Below are 16,794 nucleotides of genomic sequence, written 5' to 3'. Positions count from 1 at the left end.
ATTATTAAGCCATTATGCCGCCAGAACAGAAAGACGGGCAAGCACTAAGCCCGCACACTCCGATGATGCAACAGTACCTTGGCCTGAAATGCCAGCATCCTGATATTTTGCTGTTTTATCGTATGGGTGACTTTTACGAGCTGTTTTACGACGATGCCAAAAAGGCCTCTGCCCTGTTAGATATTTCCCTGACCAAAAGAGGCCAGTCGGCAGGACAGCCTATTCCTATGGCAGGCGTGCCTTATCATTCGATTGAAGGTTATTTAGCCCGTTTAGTGCAACTGGGTGAATCCGCCGCTATTTGTGAGCAAATCGGCGATCCGGCCTTAAGCAAAGGCCCGGTTGAACGTGCTGTGGTGCGTATTGTGACTCCAGGCACAGTCACAGACGAAGCGCTGCTGAATGAACGTCAGGACACCCTGGTATCGGCTTTGTATCAGCAAAAAGGCAGTTATGGTTTTGCTTACTTAGATTTAAGCAGCGGCCGCTTTTTAATTAACGAAGTCACCCATCTGGATGACTTACTGGCCTTATTGCAACGATTAAATCCGGCAGAAATTTTATATGCTGAAGAGCAGGACTGGCCGGATAGTGTGATTAACCGTAAAGGTGTGCGCCGCCGCCCTGTCTGGGAATTTGAGTTAAGCAACGCCAAACGTTTGCTCACCCAACAATTTGGCACCCGCGACTTACAAAGTTTTGGCGTGGAACAAGCCCCGGTAGCGTTAATGGCGGCCGGTTGCTTAATGGGTTATGTCAAAGACACCCAGCGCGCCCAGTTACCACATATTCGTTCTATCGCTCTTGAACGTAATCAGGACTGCATAGTGCTGGATGCAGCAACACGACGTAATTTAGAGCTGACCCAAACTCTGGCTGGCCAGTTTGACCACACTCTGGCAGCAGTACTGGATCAATGCCAGACCGCTATGGGCAGTCGCTTATTAAAGCGCTGGATCCATGCGCCACTGCGCGATCAGGCCTTAGTGTCAGGCCGTCATCAGGCCGTTGCTGAATTGCAGCAACACCACCAAAATTTACAACCGCTGTTTAAACAAGTTGGGGACACGGAGCGGGTTATCGCCCGTTTAGCACTTCGAAGCGCCCGGCCCCGTGATTTCTCACGTTTACGTGCTGCTTTGCAATTATTGCCCGAACTGTCGCCTGAACTTAGCCCATTAAAAAGCCCTTTATTGGCGCAGCTCGCTGCTAAATGCCAGCCGCTGCCAGAGCTTTGTGATTTGTTGGAGCGTGCCATAGTTGAAACCCCACCAATGCTGATTCGTGATGGTGGCGTGATAGCTTCAGGCTACAACGCAGCATTGGATCAATGGCGCGAACTGGCGACAGGTGCCACTGATCATCTGGAGCGACTGGAACAACGCGAAAAAGAACGTACTGGTATAGCATCACTCAAAGTTGGTTTTAACAGAGTGGCGGGTTATTACATTGAAACCGGTCGCAGCGCTGCCGATCAGGTACCAGCGGATTATGTCCGCCGCCAGACGTTAAAAAACAACGAACGTTTTATTATTCCTGAATTAAAAGAATACGAAGACAAGGTGCTTGGCAGTCAAAGCAAGGCTTTGGCGTTGGAAAAGCAGCTGTATGAAGAGTTGTTTGATTTAACAGCGCCTTACCTGGCTGAATTACAACAACTTTCAGCAGCTTTGGCCGAACTGGATTTACTGACTAACTTTGCTGAACGTGCTGAACAGCTGAACTACCATCAGCCAGAGCTGACGCCAGAACCAGGAATACAGATAGAAGCGGGTCGTCACCCTGTGGTTGAACAGGTGATGACAGAACCTTTTATTGCCAATCCACTTAAGCTGTCGCCAGAACGACGCATGTTGATGATTACGGGCCCGAATATGGGCGGTAAATCGACTTATATGCGCCAGAATGCGTTAATAGTGCTGATGGCTTATATAGGTAGTTTTGTACCGGCAGAGCGCGCTGTATTAGGCCCGGTCGACAGAATATTCACCCGGGTTGGCGCATCCGATGATTTGGCATCTGGCCGTTCTACTTTTATGGTGGAAATGACAGAAACCGCCACTATTTTGCATCATGCGACAGCTCAGAGCTTAGTGTTGATGGATGAAATAGGCCGTGGCACCAGCACTTATGATGGTTTATCTTTGGCATGGGCCTGTGCTGAATATCTGGCGCAGCAACTGAAAGCCATGACCTTATTCGCCACTCATTATTTTGAACTGACCGAACTGGCATCGCAGTTACAGGGTTTAGCCAATATCCATCTGGATGCAGTAGAACACGACGAACACATTGTCTTTATGCATCAGGTGCAGGACGGCGCAGCCAGTAAAAGTTATGGTTTACAGGTGGCACAGCTCGCTGGTGTGCCACGAGTGGTGATTCAAAAAGCCAAACAAAAACTGGCCCAGTTGGAACAACAATCCGTTGTCAGTGCCAAAGCACCAGCAGCGGCTAAAACAGCAGAGCCGCAGCAACAACAATTATTTGTCGAAGCCGAACCCCACCCTATACTGGAGCAACTGGCAAAACTGGATCCGGATCAGCTGTCAGCCCGTCAGGCTTTGGATTTGTTGTATCAGCTGAAAGCCAGCTTATAATTTTTTTGTTGAGTAAAAACAGGCCCTGAATTGGGCCTGTTTTTTTAACTGCGAAACTAAGAAGTGGGCTGACGTTTTACCTTAGCCCAGACAAACCAACCGCCCGCTTTGGCATGCGAATAATCCAGATCGATCACATCAAGCTTTTCTTCCATTTTCACCACAGCCAGCAAAGGAGCCATAGCTCTGACATTAGTGGCTGAATCATCACGTAAATACACATCATCTTTTAAGGTCAAAGTCGCTCCCACTAAAGCTTCAGGCTCTATGCTGTGGATGGTTTTAGGCGAGCCTTGCTCCCAGCTATGTTTATCTTCTGTCACTTTGCCTAAAAACACCCAACCTGTAGTTTCGGCCACTGTCGATGATCCCTGACTGACCAATTGCTGCTGCGCCACCAGGCTGCGTTTAATCGCCTGATCAGCCGAAGCCAGTTCAGCACGGGAGCTTTGTGCTGCATCACCAATACTGTCCAGCTCGCGTTGGATCACTGGGTTGGTGACCTTGTTCTCCAGTTGAGCCAGACGACTTATTAGCTCGTCGTAGCCTAATTTCGCCTGACTTAAGGTCTGACCGGCAGACTTGGTGTTGTCTGAGGCTTCTTTCACCTGAGCTTCCCACTCCATTCCACCTATGGTGCCTTTGGTAAACCCTGCTTCTATCAGCCGGGCTTTGACGGTTTCAGGTGAAAATAACAACAAGACAAAAACCCCAAACAGCAATGCATCACGCAAAGCTGAAATTAAATCGCGCAAAATGCCGCTAAAAGAGCTCAGGTGACTGGTGTCTGCCATGATGATTCCTTGATCCGTAGTACCAAAGGTTCTGTATTATTGGACAGAAGCCTTGCTTTAGTTCCCAAAACGTTAGATTACAAGCTAATGCAGTTGTGCCTGCTACGCAAACTTTGCCAGATAAAAATGGTCATACAGCTGCACGTTGAAGTGCGAATAGGGCGATTTACTGGACAAGCAGCAGCGCCACGGGGATACTGCGGGAAATACAAAGCTAAGCTGCTGTATAGTTAGAATAAAAGGAGAGTTGTTATTTCTGATCCTATCACGCTGGTGTGGGCAGGTCCTCTGCTGCGCCGTCTGACACCAGGCAGGATATGCCTTTGGTTAGCCACTTCAGAACAAGTGGAACTGAAACTCCAACTAGAGCCTGAACAAGGCGAAGCATTGCAGTTTGACGCACAACAGCTGCAGCCCTGGGTGCAACAGATTCAGCTTGCCGGCAAATTGTATCTGTATTTTCTGGATTTAGAATTGAGCGAGGCGCTGCCAACTGAACGCTGGATTAGTTATGATCTGCAGTTAAAAACCAGCACAGGCGACTGGCAAGACTGGCGTCAGTGGGCGGACGATTTAGTTTATCCAGGACGGGATTTGCCTGGCTTTATCATCAAACCCAAAGTGCATTCGGTATTGCATGGCTCTTGTCGCAAACCCCATTTTACTTCAGGTGATGCATTAGTCCGTGCCGATCAGCAGCTCAAAGACACAACACCAGATCAATGGCCATCCTTACTGATGTTAAGTGGTGATCAGGTCTACACAGACGATGTGGCAGCACCTACGCTTTATGCCATTCATCAGTTGATAACCAAACTGGATTTTGCCGACGAAAAGTTACCTTGTTCAACCTTAAGCTCCGCCCATGAGCTGCATAGCAAAACACCCTATTATTACCAGCGTGAACAATTATTGCCGAACACAAAAGCTGGCTATCAGGTGCTAAAGCAGCTATTTCAGGGCGCAAAAAAGCCGGTATTTACGACGGACAGCGCCCACAACCATCTGATTTCCATGGCCGAAGTGTTTTCGATGTACCTGTTGGTCTGGTCGCCTGCTCCATGGCAAGGGCTGGATTTGCAGATGCCGGAAGGGCTGCTGAAAAGTTTTAGCCCGGAGCGCCAAAAGCGCTGTGCTATCTACAGTAAAAACCTGACAGAGTTTAAAGCAGGTTTAGGTCAGGTCAGGCGGTTAATGGCTCATCTGCCTGTCGCTATGATGTTTGATGACCACGATGTTACTGATGACTGGAATTTAACCGCTGAATGGGAAAAAACCGCCTACGAGCACCCGTTTTCCCGTCGTATTATTGGCAATGCCCTAATGGGATACCTGCTATTTCAGGGCTGGGGTAATGCGCCGGAGAAAGTCCAAAAGCTGATGCCTTTATGTCAGCAGGCCCTGAGTCAACCCGGCACAGAAACTCATGATGAATGTATCAATAACCTGCTCAAATTCTCTGAATGGCATTACAGTTGGCCTACCCAACCGCCATTATTGGTGCTGGATACCCGTACCCAACGCTGGCGCTCAGAGCTTGCGATGGAAAAACCTTCGGGTTTGATGGACTGGGAATCTATTACTGAATTGCAGCAACAATTGCTGGGGCATGAAGCTGTATTACTGGTCTCACCTGCGCCTGTGTTTGGCGTCAAACTAATTGAAACTATTCAGCGTATTTTTACCAGCTTTGGTAAACCTCTGATGGTAGACGCGGAAAACTGGATGACCCACCCAGGCTCTGCTTATGCCCTGCTGAATTTATTTCGTCATCCCAAAACGCCCCGCAACTTTGTCATTTTATCCGGTGATGTGCATTACAGCTTTGTATTTCAGATAAAGCTACGGCACAAACAACAAAGCCCATCCATTTGGCAAATCACCAGCAGTGGCCTGAAAAATGAGTTCCCACACCGGCTTCTGGCCTTACTGGACACAGCTAACCGTTGGCTCTACGCCTCCCGCTCACCGCTGAACTGGTTTACCAAAAGACGCCGTATGATCATCACCCACCACAGACCCATAGGTGAAACCAAAGGCCGCCGCCTTGTGAATGCCGCTGGTATAGGATTACTGGAGCTAACCGCTGAAGGTGTGCCCTGCAAAATTCAGCAACTTTGCGCTGATGGTGAAACAGTCAGTTTTGAGCTGGAAAAAGGCGATGATGAACTGACGCAGGATTATAGTTTGTAGATCCGTAAAAGTAGCTCGTACATTAAAGCAGCTGCACCCGCTAGATCCAGCATGGTGCAGCTGTAACTTTGTTAAATCCCCTGCCCACCTGAGACTTCAATACGTTGGGCATTGACCCAACGCTGGTCTTCCGACAATAAACTGGCCACCATAGGGCCAATATCATCAGCAACTCCGACCCGGCCTAACGCCGTCATATCGGCAAAAAACTTATTAAAGTCAGGAGTATCACGCACAGCGCCACCAAAGAAGTCGGTTTCTATCGCACCCGGCGCTACTGTATTGACTGCTATACCACGTGGGCCAAACTCTTTTGCCATATAGACGGTCAGCATTTCCACCGCGGCTTTGACCGCAGCATAAGCCGCCCAGCCAGGCGCTGATACCCGCGTTAATCCAGTAGATAAATTCACAATACGCCCTCCGTCTGCCAACAAAGGCAACAACATCTGCGTCAGGAAAAACACGCCTTTAAAATGCACATTCACCAATTGGTCAAATTGAGTCTCAGTGGTGTGCTCAATAAGGGCATAGTCACCATGACCGGCATTATTCACCAAATGATCAAAGGTATCGCGTTGCCAGATGTCAGCCAACAGAGTCCGTAACCGTGCAGCAAAGTTGGCAAATCCTGCAACAGCACCTGTATCCAGCTGCAGAGCAACTGCTTTGCGCCCCATAGCGCGAATTTGTGTTACCACAGCTTGCGCCTCTTGCTCGCGACTCTGATAAGTGATGATGACATCTGCGCCACGACGGGCAATATTCAGTGCGGTATTACGGCCAAGGCCACGGCTGGCACCTGTTACTAAAGCGATTTTAGTCATGCGTTTTCTCCTGTGGTTTAAGACCAGAGCATGCTAAAGAAAAGCTGCTGAAGGGTCTTTACCCGAAGATCCGCATTTTTTGCTCAATTCTCCAAAGCTCTTGCGAAGATTAATTCTGGTAGCCTAGAGTATCAGCCATGAAAGATACGCTATTGAACACTGTGCGCCGTTATGTGGAGGCTTATGCCAACCCAAATGGTCTTGCACAAACGCCCATTGCCGGCCTGACCACTATCCGTTCGAATACCCCAAGCGGGCTCGAATATGCAATCTCGCGCCCACTGGTTTGCCTGGTCCTGCAGGGCAAAAAACAAGTGGTGATGGGCTCAGAAGTATTTGACTTTAGTGCCGGTGATTCTTTGTTGATCAGTGCCGATGTACCAACTATCAGTCAAATTACCGAAGCAAGCCTGGACGCCCCTTATATCTCGCTGGTACTGGATTTGGATTTGAGTGTGATTGCTGAGCTGACGGAACAAATGGCGCAGCCCAGAGAAAGTACAAAGCATTCGGTGCAGGTTGAACCTACCGAGCAGCAAGTGGCAGATGCAGCTTTGCGGCTGATGAACTTGTTAGACAGACCTGAATCAGTGCCTGTGCTGCACAAACAACTGGTGCGGGAGATGCATTACTGGTTGTTAGCTGGACGCCATGGTGCTGCCATTCAGCGGCTTGGCTATCAAGACAGCCATATCCGACAAATAGCCAAAGCTGTGGCTGTACTCAGAGCCGATTTTCGTCAGCCACTGCAGATGGAGCAACTGGCTGCCATTGCAGGCATGAGCCCTTCATCCTTTTATCAGCACTTTCGCGCTGTGACTTCGTTGTCACCGCTGCAATTTCAAAAACAATTACGGTTAATAGAAGCACGGCGTTTAATGCGTGCTGAAGGCTTAAAAGCCGGCAGCGCAGCTTTTGCGGTAGGCTACGAAAGCGTGCCGCAATTTACCCGTGAATACAGCAGGATGTTTGGTTTGACTCCGCAAAAAGATACAGCACAAGGCAGAACCAGCGCAGTTCAAATCGGCACTACATCCACTTCCACTTCTAACTGATGCACACCATGGCCCTGCAGCAAGCCTTTCAGTGGCACTACATCGGCATAGTCGCGGCCATAAGCTAAGGTGATATGACGTTCTGCCGGCATCAGGTTATTGGTGGGATCAAAATCGACCCAACCCAATTCTGGATCGTACACGGCAAACCAGGCATGAGAGGCATCAGCTCCTATTAAACGTGGCTGACCTTCTGGTGGTGAGGTTTCCAGATACCCACTGACATAACGACTGGGAATACCTAAGGCGCGCAGACAGCTGACTGCCAGTTGGGCGAAATCCTGACAGACTCCTTTTTTATGCAGCAGCACTTCGGATACAGGAGTGACGACTGAGCTAAATTCAGGGTCGTATTCAAACTGGTGAAAAATCAGATCTGTCAGTTGTTGCGCCAGCTGTAATACAGTCAAAGTCGGGTCAGCTATGCTCTGGATCAATGCCTTTGTTTCATCAAGCACTGGGATCATCCGGCTTGGACCAGTGCACAACAGTGCCTTGAGTTGATCTGGCGAATAACCTTGTTGCTGGCGGAAAAAAGCCGCCACTTGTGGCCAGGGCTGAGTTAAATCCAAAGCCAGACTCTGCTGGCGTGGCAAAACTTCAACCACAGAGTAAGCGGTCACTGCCAGTTGCTGATGCGGCGGCTGCAAGTGGATAAAATGCTGGGTATTACCAAAGGTATCTGTTCTGGCATAAACAGAAGAAGCAGTGGGTAAAACCTCTAAGTTGAAACTGCACAGCTCCTGTGTCGGCAATTGCCGTGGCTGCAAACAAGCCAGATTGTAACTGTTGGCTACAGGATGCTGATAACAATAACGGGTCAGGTGACGGATCTGGTACTTCATATTTTCGGCCCTATTGCTATTGCTCCGCCCCCAAAGTAATTGAAATTGCAGCGCGGCGACAAGCGTGCGAGACCCCAGGAGCATAGTAGTCCTATGTGACTGGGGCGAGCGCGCGCAGGTAACAATGCTGCGGCTTCAAGTACGACGGGGGCCATTAAAAACTCTGCCAGGATTTGCCCGCTTCCGCATGGCTGAAATACGATAGAGTAATGCTGTCGGACAATTGCCGAAGCACAGCATGCAACTGCTGTAATAAACGACTCAGCTCTGGTGTTGCCTGCAACTGATCATCAAAGAGTTGTTCTGGTTCAGCAAGTTGCAGTAAAGACACCAGCTCCACTGCCAGTTTTTGTTCACGGCTCAGCACCACAGCAGCACCAGGTTTAGGCAGTTGCTGAATTTGACTGGCAAGACGGGCGCACTGATAACCCACAGAACGTGGCGTGCTGTCATCCAGTAGCAGCAAATCAATCACTGCCAGCGGGTGCAGCTCGGTTTTATAACGGCGCCTGTAGGTCATCAAGGTATCTGTCATACGCAAAACAGACTCCATCAACGAAGCACTGCAATTCCTGCCCTGATCAAATACAAAAACTTCCTGCAGCAGAGTGACACTTTGTAACGCCCTTTCCATATGCTGGCCTAAATCCATAAACCTCAGGGTTTGAGTGCGGCTCATGGTTTCGTTATTCAGACCATAAATAGCGGTCTGTAACAATATGACTTCATCCAGTAAACGCACCATTTGCTGCGGCTGCTGCCAGTTCAGTGGATTCGGCCATTGCGTCAGCGCCAGCTGTAATTTATCCAGCACATACCAGGTGTCTTCGCTGAAGTATTCCCGCACCGACTGCGCATTAAACAATAAATTTTTCAGCACCTGCGCCAAACCGGCCGGATGCTGCAGTGAAAAGAGTTCACTTAAGGCCTGCTGCAAGGCGCTGGTCTGCTGCAATGAACTCAAAGCTGCGCTGTCTGGCAAAGTGCCATTGGCCTGCAAGCAAAACCGTACTAAAGCTCTGCTATCATCTTGTTGACCAGCAGTCACCTGGAAACTGGTTAAAAGCGGCACTGTGTAACGTAAAGCCCGACAGACTAAATTCAGCCGCTCGTTATAACGGCCCAGCCAGAATAAATGATCGGCAACACGGCTTGGCAACAAGCCACTATGACGGGATAACAAAATGCGTTTTTGGGTATTTTGCAGCAGGCTGACCGCGTGATCCTGATCGGCCAGCACCCAGACATCTTTGGCGACAAAACCCATACTGTACTGATGCTGCAGGCTTTGAGCATCAGGGCTGATACGGGCCAAAGCTCCTGGCATCACAGCCGGACTATGCTGATCCGATAACAAACCAAATAAACGCAACACGCCATACTGCTGATGCTTGCCTTGAGTCGAGTTCCAACAAGGTACAGAGCTTAAGGGCAGCAAGCGGATAGCAATAAAAAGCTCAGGACAAGTCGCTAATTGCTGCTGTAAATCTTGTTGTTGCTGTACGTCCAGTTCAGTCCAAAGCCAGCTTTGGGCTGTATCAATTCTGCGGAATCTGTACTGGCTTGCATCAGATAAAACCTGTTGCAACTGCTCAGGTTGGCCACACCAAAAAGCCGCAGTAGTGGGCAATTGCAATTCTTCATTTAAAAGGGCACGACAAAGCGCAGGTAAAAAGGGCAATAACACACCGGAGTCCAATAAAGCAGCTCCTGGCGGATTGGCGCAAAACAGCTGCTGCTGCCGAATACTTTGCAATAAACCTGCAGTGCCTGTGGAGTCTGGGTCCAGCTCCAGCGCATCACAACGGGCATCAGGTAAATAGCGCATCAGGCTGTCGACCTGCTGCAAACCCGTGACTGTTTTTAGCCACAAAGCACCATCTTTAAACATCAGATCGGCGCTGTGCATCAAGGCTATATCTAAATAATTGGCTAAAAAGGCATGTTCAAAATAGGCGGCGTCGCGTTTGCCATGAGTTAATAAACCACAACGCGGTCGTCGCCCTTCGGCCGTATGGCCGGTGCCCTGCGCAAACACCAGCTGCAATTTACGGAAAAACCCGGCCAGCTGGCTTTTGCCAATACTGTGATTCAGCTCACCAATACAGTGGTTAAACGCCAGCCTGTGCTCTAATACAAAACCCAGCCCAGCCGGCATCTGACTCTGATCGGCATAGACACAAAACTGACCTGCGGCATCGCGACCAATATCCACCGCCAACAAACTCAGCCACTGCTGATGAGTGGGTACCAACTGATGACAAGGCAACAGATAGTTTTTGTTCTGGAAAATAAGTTCAGCAGGCAATAGCCCCTGCTGGATCAGAAGCTGAGGGCCGTACAAATCCTGCAATACCATTGAGAGCAACAATTGGCGCTGCTTTACACCAGCCTGCAACTCTTGCCACTCTTTATCACTCACCAGCCATGGCATTAAATCCAGCTGACGTTGTTGCTCCAGCCAGGGATCAAAAGTAGCACCGTTTTCCCGCAGCTGATGTTGCAAATCCGTATGCAGCTGCACTAAATGCTGCTGGCTTTGCTGCTGCCACCAGAGCTGTAACTGCTGCCACTGCGGCAAATCAGTCCATCTTAGTTGCTCGCCCAACTCCTGACTTTCCACAGTCATCATCAGGCCGACATTTGCTGGCTGAGATCTGTGGAGAATTCAAGTTTTGGCGTGCTAATCACCTGATGCAATTCAATAATCCCTGTTTGAAATTGGTCAATCAGCTGATGCAGCTGACCTGTGGTCAATTCTGATAAGTTTTGTGTTTTTAACAAGTCCTGCAGCTGCCAGACCCGTTGCAATATAGCAGCACTATGAGGCAAAGCTTTGGCTGATGCAGCCACTCTATGCAAACAATACGCAATGGAGCGCGGAAAGTCAGCGTAGGTCAGCAAATAATCCACCGCATCCACTTCGGTGTTTTGGTGCGCCAGATAATAGTGGTACGACTCTACGCCACCCAAAGCATTCAGAATAGAAGTCCAGCGAAAACGTGGTCTTTTAATATCCGTCGGCTGCAGCTGCTGCAATACCATCACATCCATAATACGGGTCGTCATATCAGCCCGCTCTACATGCCTGCCAATATTAAATAAATCAAAGGCGTCGCTACGCAGCATAGTGCCGTCCAGCACCCCCACTACCATCTGACAACGGCGGCTGACCTCCGTCATTAAGCGGTATCTGTGCTGACGGCCTTGTAACTGCTGGCAATGCTCCTGTAAAAACAAATCCAGTGAATTCAGCTCTTCCCACATATCTCGGGGGATCAGCTGTCGTACTGTTCTGGCATTTTGTTTTAATGCGCTGCAAGCAGAACGGATAGAGACTTCACTTTCGGCATCGGTAATTAAAAAGCCCATCACCTGCTGCTCTACCGTCAAATCACTTGGTGGTAACTGACTTAAGAGTTCAGCGCCATTCTGTCCCAGTACATCCAACAACAAGGGCCAGCTGAACTGACTGTCTTTGTGACTGTCGATCAGCAAATGACTGGTGGCATTAATTAAGCGGGCCGTGTCATCCAAACGCTCCAGATAACGGCCTAACCAGAATATATGATCCAAAGATTTTAATAACATAGATCAGACCTCATCGTTGATGATCCAGGTGTCTTTGCTACCGCCGCCTTGCGACGAATTGACCACCAAAGAGCCTTTTTTCAGCGCCACCCGGCTTAAACCGCCTGTGGTGCAGTACAAATCTCTGCCCTGCAAAATAAAGGGCCGTAAATCTAAATGCCGTGGCTCCAGCACACCGTCACATAAAGTTGGGGCCGTGGATAACGCCAGAGTCGGCTGGGCAATAAAATTACGCGGATTGGCTTTAATAGCTTCCGCCATTTGTTGTTGCTCTTCTTTGGTGGAACGTGGGCCTATCAAAATGCCGTAGCCACCAGATTCATTGGCAGGTTTCACTACCAGTTGATTCAGATTGGCCAATACATACTCACGTTGTTTGGGATCCAGACACAAATAGGTAGGAACGTTGTCGATCAGCGGCTGTTCGCCGAGATAATAATTGATGATTTCAGGCACATAGGCGTAAATCACTTTATCGTCGGCTACACCAGAGCCAGGTGCGTTAGCGATAGACACATTGCCTTTGGCCCAGGCTTTGATTAAACCCGGAATGCCTAAAACTGAATCGGGCCGGAAGGCTTGTGGGTCGATAAAAATATCGTCCACCCTACGATAAATCACATCAACCCGTTGCAGTCCATGCAGAGTTTTTAAATAAACAATATCGTCCTGCACCAGTAAATCGGTATTTTCGGCCAGTTCTACACCCATTTGCTGAGCTAAAAAACTGTGTTCAAAATAAGCTGAGTTATAAACACCAGGTGTTAACAGCACTATGCAAGGCACGTCGCCTGGACGAGGCGATAAAGAGGCCAACATACGCCAGAGTTGATGTGGGTAGTCGTCTACAGGGTAGATAAAGGAGTCGGCAAATAATTCCGGAAATACACGCTTCATCACAGTGCGGTTTTCCAGCATATAAGACACACCGGACGGTACTCTTAAGTTATCTTCCAGCACTAAAAATTTGCCAGAGCCATCACGCACCAAATCAGTCCCGCAGATATTGGCCCATACCCCATAACGGGGCGAAATGCCCTTACATGGTGCAAGGTAGTTGCGGGAGTCCAGCACTAAATCCGCCGGTACTATGCCGTCTTTAAGGATGCGCTGGTCGTGGTACAAGTCGTCAATAAACAGGTTTAAAGCAGCTAAACGTTGTTTCAGGCCAGCACTGGTTTTTTGCCATTCTGAGCTTGGGATAGTGCGTGGCATTACATCTAAAGGCCAGCAGCGGTCGATATTATTGCCGTCAGAATACAAGGTAAAACAAACGCCCATAGAGCTAATCGTTTGATTTAACTGCTCTTGTCTTTGAATCAGCTCAGCAGAGCCGTGGCGATCAATAAAACGTGCTATAGCCGCAGCTGGTGGTCGTATTTGTCCATCCGCCTGCACCAGCTCATCAAAACACTGGCTGATTTGCTGATAGTGCCCAAAACTTTTTGCACCCATTGGCGACTCCTTCCCGTCCGATACGACCCGAACAACATCAGTTCAAGGCCTGCTTTTTTTGTTCTGTATCAGAAAGGAGCAAGGGTTATGCCAGTGCGGGTTATAACTTACACTTTGAGTCACAGCTTGATGACATACAGAAAAAGTTGGGGCTTGAGATTTAAAATGGAGGATTAAAATGGACTGCAGGAGTTTAGCCTAAACACCAATTGAAGGGGTCAGAGCCAAGGCTCTGACCCGCTGCATTATTCCTGAAATAAGGTTTCGATATTCAGGCCCTGATGAGTGACGATTTCACGCAGACGGCGTAGCGCCTCCACTTGGATTTGTCGCACTCGTTCACGGGTTAAACCAATTTCTTTACCTACATCTTCCAATGTCGAAGGCTCATAGCCTAACAAACCAAAACGGCGGGCTAAGACTTCTCGTTGTTTTGCATTCAGCTCGTCCAGCCAAATCACCAGATGATGACGGATATCAGCATCCTGTAATTCAGTTTCAGGGCCTAATTCTTTTTCATCTGCCAACACATCAAGCAGCTGTTTTTCCGAAGATCCAGCAACAGGGGTATCCACTGAGGTAATTTTTTCATTCAGCTTCAACATCTTGCGTACTTCTTCGACAGGACGGTCTAATGCCGCTGCAATTTCTTCCGGCGTTGGCTCATGATCCAGTCGTTGAGATAACTCACGGGCTGCGCGCAGGTAGATATTCAGCTCTTTCACCACATGAATAGGCAAACGAATAGTGCGGGTTTGATTCATGATGGCCCGCTCTATGGTTTGACGGATCCACCAGGTGGCATAAGTTGAAAAACGGAAACCACGTTCAGGGTCAAACTTTTCCACAGCGCGGATCAAACCTAAGTTGCCCTCTTCAATCAGATCCAGCAAAGCTAAACCACGGTTGATGTACCGACGGGCAATTTTCACCACTAAACGTAAATTACTTTCAATCATACGTTTACGGGCGGCTTTATCGCCTTTGAGAGCAAGGCGGGAAAAATACACTTCTTCTTCGGCGGATAATAAAGGGGAAAAACCAATTTCACCCAGATAAATCTGAGTGGCGTCCATAGCTCGCTGGCTATCATTGGCAGTAAAAACGTCGTCAGGGGTATTGTCTTCTTCCGCAGCTAAAGCTGCTAAATCGGGTTCTGCGTTATCGTCATCTGCTAAAATAACGTCATCCGTTAATTCAGCCTCTTTAAATTCGATTACATCGTCATCATCTTTATGGCCCATTTCCTTCTCCCACTTCTACAAGCTTTGGGTATCACCTGAACTGCACGGTTTCCTTACCTTTTCGCCCTTCCGGGTGATATTTTTATTATTTTAGTAATTATTTTAAATATCGTTTTGGATCTACAGACTTACCACGGAAGCGGATTTCAAAGTGCAGCCTGACGGAGGTTGCATCTGTGTTGCCCATTTCAGCTATAGTTTGTCCGCTTGCGACAGTATCACGCTCTTTCACCAATAATTTGCGGTTATGAGCATAAGCACTTAAGAAGTCGTCATTGTGACGGATAATCACCAGATTGCCGTAGCCTCGCAATGCGTTACCCGCGTAAACCACTTCACCTGCTGCTGCAGCTTTAATAGGAGTTCCTGCTTTACCTCCTATATCTAAGCCTTTGTTACCATGTTCTGCATTGGAGAAGCCTGCCAATATAGGTCCACGAACTGGCCATGCCCACCGAACTTTAGAACTGGAAACTGTATTTTCTGCTGCAGTTGCATTTTCTTTTACTGTCTTCTTTCGAACATAACCCGTTTGATTGTTGCGCGCAACCGCTTTATTGGCAGTTGTTAATTTACTTTGGCTTTGTGAAGGATTTCTTACGGCGCTGCTGGTTGATTTTGGCAATTTAACTGAAGAAATACGCTGCTCACCGCGGATGGATGTATATTTCTTGTTGCCAAACTGTAACGATTGACCTACAAAAATGCGGTATGGCGGGGCAATATTGTTCAGTTGTGCCAATTCCCGGTAATCCATTCCAGCCCGAAAAGCGATGGAATATAAGGTGTCACCGGTCTGAACCATGTAGCCAGAACCTACTTCACCTTGAGGATGTTTTTTGTAGTAATTTTTGATGTCATTGAGTGTAGTGACGGGTGCTGGTGATTCCCTTGAGCTACAAGCGCTTAAAACCAATACCAGACAACAGACACTCAAATACTTCATCAGTTAGCGATACACCAGATATAAAATGCCGCCAACAGCAACAGTACCCCAGCCTAACCAGTCGACTATGTCCCGTAACTTTTGCTGCATTTTTTCGCCGCCCCAATACATCAAGCCTGCGACCAGAAAAAACCGGCTGGCGCGGCCAATAAAAGAAGCAATGACAAAAGGAAAAAATGCCATATTCATCAGGCCAGCCCCTACAGTAAATAACTTATAGGGAATAGGTGAAAAACCGGCAATAAACACCACCCACACACCATAGGTAATAAACCAGTTCTCTACTTTAGCAAAGGTTTCCTGATAGCCCATGTATTCGACGGCAGGCAATACCACGGGCTCATACAACCATAAACCGAGGAAATAGCCGCAAATACCACCAAATACTGAAAATAATGTGGTGATCCAGGCAAAACGCCAGGCTTTGTCAGGTTGGGACAATGCCATAGGTGCCAACATTACATCTGGCGGAATAGGGAAAATCACAGACTCAGTAAAACTTAACCCCGCTAAATATCGCTCGGCATGACGATGTTTTGCCCAGACTAATGCTTTGTCATACATCCATTGAAAAATTTTCAAGTGCTCTTCCTTTTAAAATGAATCAGGCCAGCTCGCCTGGCACCAGTGGGACAAAACGCACAGCTTCAACATCTTTTTGTTCAAACTCATCACCCACCCGGGTAAAAACTCTTAACACTTGTTCCTGGGCTCCAACAGGGATCACTAAACGACCACCTTCCGCCAGCTGCTGCAACAACGCCTGTGGCACTTCGTGTGGTGCGGCTGTGACTATAATGCAGTCAAAAGGTGCTTTACTGGCCCATCCCAGCCAACCATCACCATGTTTCATCGAAACATTGTGTAAATCCAGCTGCTGCAAACGGCGTTTCGCCTGAAACTGCAACGACTTTATCCGCTCTACACTACAAACCTGTGAAAACAACCGCGCCAATACAGCGGTCTGATAACCAGAGCCAGTGCCAATTTCCAGCACCTTTTGGCACTGCGGTGATTGCAGCAGTAACTCGGTCATTTTCGCCACTATATAGGGCTGCGAAATGGTTTGTCCCTGGCCTATAGGCAAAGCGGTGTTTTCATAGGCTTTATGCGCTAAAACAGCTTCGACAAACAAATGTCTCGGAGTTTGGGCGATAGCAGACAAGACTTTACTGTCTTTAATACCATCCTGTTGAAGTTTTTGTGCCAATACTGCGGCACTACGATGGGTGACTACTGCCATA

The 16,794-nt window shown here is 48.4% G+C and carries 13 protein-coding genes; 3 read left to right on the top strand and 10 right to left on the bottom strand.

Translation table 11 applies throughout. The features are described 5' to 3' along the window. Positions 1–14 precede the first annotated feature (14 nt). Positions 15–2,600, top strand: a complete 2,586-nt coding sequence (mutS, locus tag LSG34_RS06205) for a DNA mismatch repair protein MutS (RefSeq protein WP_233007958.1) — start codon at positions 15–17, stop codon at positions 2,598–2,600. A 56-nt stretch (positions 2,601–2,656) separates the two neighbouring features. On the opposite strand, the gene LSG34_RS06200 is transcribed toward mutS, so the two are convergent. Beyond that, positions 2,657–3,394: a hypothetical protein gene (locus LSG34_RS06200; protein WP_233007957.1), complete on the bottom strand. Its 738-nt coding sequence runs from the start codon at positions 3,392–3,394 to the stop codon at positions 2,657–2,659. 273 nt (positions 3,395–3,667) lie between these two features. On the opposite strand from LSG34_RS06200, the gene LSG34_RS06195 reads away from it, so the two are divergent. Next, a complete protein-coding gene (locus tag LSG34_RS06195; RefSeq protein ID WP_233007956.1) occupies positions 3,668–5,587 on the top strand; it encodes an alkaline phosphatase D family protein in 1,920 nt (639 codons plus the stop codon). Positions 5,588–5,658: 71 nt separating this feature from the next. Here the strand turns inward: LSG34_RS06195 and LSG34_RS06190 are convergent, their stop codons facing one another. Then, complete coding sequence (locus LSG34_RS06190) at positions 5,659–6,414, bottom strand: SDR family NAD(P)-dependent oxidoreductase (RefSeq protein ID WP_233007955.1); 756 nt, start codon at positions 6,412–6,414, stop codon at positions 5,659–5,661. A gap of 137 nt (positions 6,415–6,551) precedes the next feature. Here LSG34_RS06190 and LSG34_RS06185 point away from each other — a divergent pair, with 137 nt between their 5' ends. Then, complete coding sequence (locus LSG34_RS06185) at positions 6,552–7,469, top strand: AraC family transcriptional regulator (protein ID WP_233007954.1); 918 nt, start codon at positions 6,552–6,554, stop codon at positions 7,467–7,469. On the opposite strand, the gene LSG34_RS06180 is transcribed toward LSG34_RS06185, so the two are convergent. The 8 genes from LSG34_RS06180 to LSG34_RS06145 form a co-directional block, all read right to left on the bottom strand. Continuing rightward, the gene (locus LSG34_RS06180; protein ID WP_233007953.1) at positions 7,433–8,314 is read right to left on the bottom strand and encodes a transglutaminase family protein; all 882 of its coding nucleotides are present in this window, start codon (positions 8,312–8,314) and stop codon (positions 7,433–7,435) included. The two genes, LSG34_RS06185 and LSG34_RS06180, sit on opposite strands and share 37 nt — an antisense overlap. A 154-nt stretch (positions 8,315–8,468) precedes the next feature. Next, the gene (locus LSG34_RS06175) at positions 8,469–10,946 is read right to left on the bottom strand and encodes a circularly permuted type 2 ATP-grasp protein (protein WP_233007952.1); all 2,478 of its coding nucleotides are present in this window, start codon (positions 10,944–10,946) and stop codon (positions 8,469–8,471) included. Beyond that, positions 10,946–11,905: an alpha-E domain-containing protein gene (locus LSG34_RS06170; RefSeq protein WP_233007951.1), complete on the bottom strand. Its 960-nt coding sequence runs from the start codon at positions 11,903–11,905 to the stop codon at positions 10,946–10,948. The genes LSG34_RS06175 and LSG34_RS06170 overlap by 1 nt, the downstream gene beginning before the upstream one ends. A gap of 3 nt (positions 11,906–11,908) precedes the next feature. Beyond that, on the bottom strand, positions 11,909–13,360 hold the full coding sequence (locus tag LSG34_RS06165) for a circularly permuted type 2 ATP-grasp protein (protein ID WP_233007950.1): 1,452 nt from the start codon (positions 13,358–13,360) through the stop codon (positions 11,909–11,911). A gap of 245 nt (positions 13,361–13,605) precedes the next feature. Then, positions 13,606–14,604 (bottom strand): RNA polymerase sigma factor RpoS, encoded by a 999-nt coding sequence (gene rpoS, locus LSG34_RS06160; protein WP_233007949.1) that lies wholly within the window; start codon positions 14,602–14,604, stop codon positions 13,606–13,608. A gap of 97 nt (positions 14,605–14,701) precedes the next feature. Further along, complete coding sequence (locus LSG34_RS06155) at positions 14,702–15,550, bottom strand: peptidoglycan DD-metalloendopeptidase family protein (protein ID WP_233007948.1); 849 nt, start codon at positions 15,548–15,550, stop codon at positions 14,702–14,704. A gap of 3 nt (positions 15,551–15,553) precedes the next feature. Next, complete coding sequence (locus LSG34_RS06150) at positions 15,554–16,132, bottom strand: YqaA family protein (RefSeq protein ID WP_233007947.1); 579 nt, start codon at positions 16,130–16,132, stop codon at positions 15,554–15,556. Positions 16,133–16,154: 22 nt separating this feature from the next. After that, positions 16,155–16,793 carry a protein-L-isoaspartate(D-aspartate) O-methyltransferase gene (locus LSG34_RS06145; protein WP_233007946.1) on the bottom strand — a complete coding sequence of 213 codons (639 nt, stop codon included), beginning with the start codon at positions 16,791–16,793 and terminating at the stop codon, positions 16,155–16,157. Position 16,794 lies beyond the last annotated feature (1 nt).

Source organism: Rheinheimera faecalis (assembly GCF_021290965.1).
Classification (GTDB): Bacteria; Pseudomonadota; Gammaproteobacteria; order Enterobacterales; family Alteromonadaceae; genus Pararheinheimera; species Pararheinheimera faecalis.
This window is presented reverse-complemented; position numbering and strand designations above follow the sequence as displayed.

Bases quoted from the DNA above. Each gene is read 5' to 3' on its own strand.
- LSG34_RS06190 (WP_233007955.1), bottom strand. From the start codon at position 6,414: ATGACTAAAATCGCTTTAGTAACAGGTGCCAGCCGTGGCCTTGGCCGT.
- mutS (WP_233007958.1), top strand. From the start codon at position 15: ATGCCGCCAGAACAGAAAGACGGGCAAGCACTAAGCCCGCACACTCCG.
- LSG34_RS06155 (WP_233007948.1), bottom strand. From the start codon at position 15,550: ATGAAGTATTTGAGTGTCTGTTGTCTGGTATTGGTTTTAAGCGCTTGT.
- LSG34_RS06165 (WP_233007950.1), bottom strand. From the start codon at position 13,360: ATGGGTGCAAAAAGTTTTGGGCACTATCAGCAAATCAGCCAGTGTTTT.
- LSG34_RS06180 (WP_233007953.1), bottom strand. From the start codon at position 8,314: ATGAAGTACCAGATCCGTCACCTGACCCGTTATTGTTATCAGCATCCT.
- LSG34_RS06185 (WP_233007954.1), top strand. From the start codon at position 6,552: ATGAAAGATACGCTATTGAACACTGTGCGCCGTTATGTGGAGGCTTAT.
- LSG34_RS06170 (WP_233007951.1), bottom strand. From the start codon at position 11,905: ATGTTATTAAAATCTTTGGATCATATATTCTGGTTAGGCCGTTATCTG.
- rpoS (WP_233007949.1), bottom strand. From the start codon at position 14,604: ATGGGCCATAAAGATGATGACGATGTAATCGAATTTAAAGAGGCTGAA.
- LSG34_RS06175 (WP_233007952.1), bottom strand. From the start codon at position 10,946: ATGATGACTGTGGAAAGTCAGGAGTTGGGCGAGCAACTAAGATGGACT.
- LSG34_RS06200 (WP_233007957.1), bottom strand. From the start codon at position 3,394: ATGGCAGACACCAGTCACCTGAGCTCTTTTAGCGGCATTTTGCGCGAT.
- LSG34_RS06145 (WP_233007946.1), bottom strand. From the start codon at position 16,793: ATGGCAGTAGTCACCCATCGTAGTGCCGCAGTATTGGCACAAAAACTT.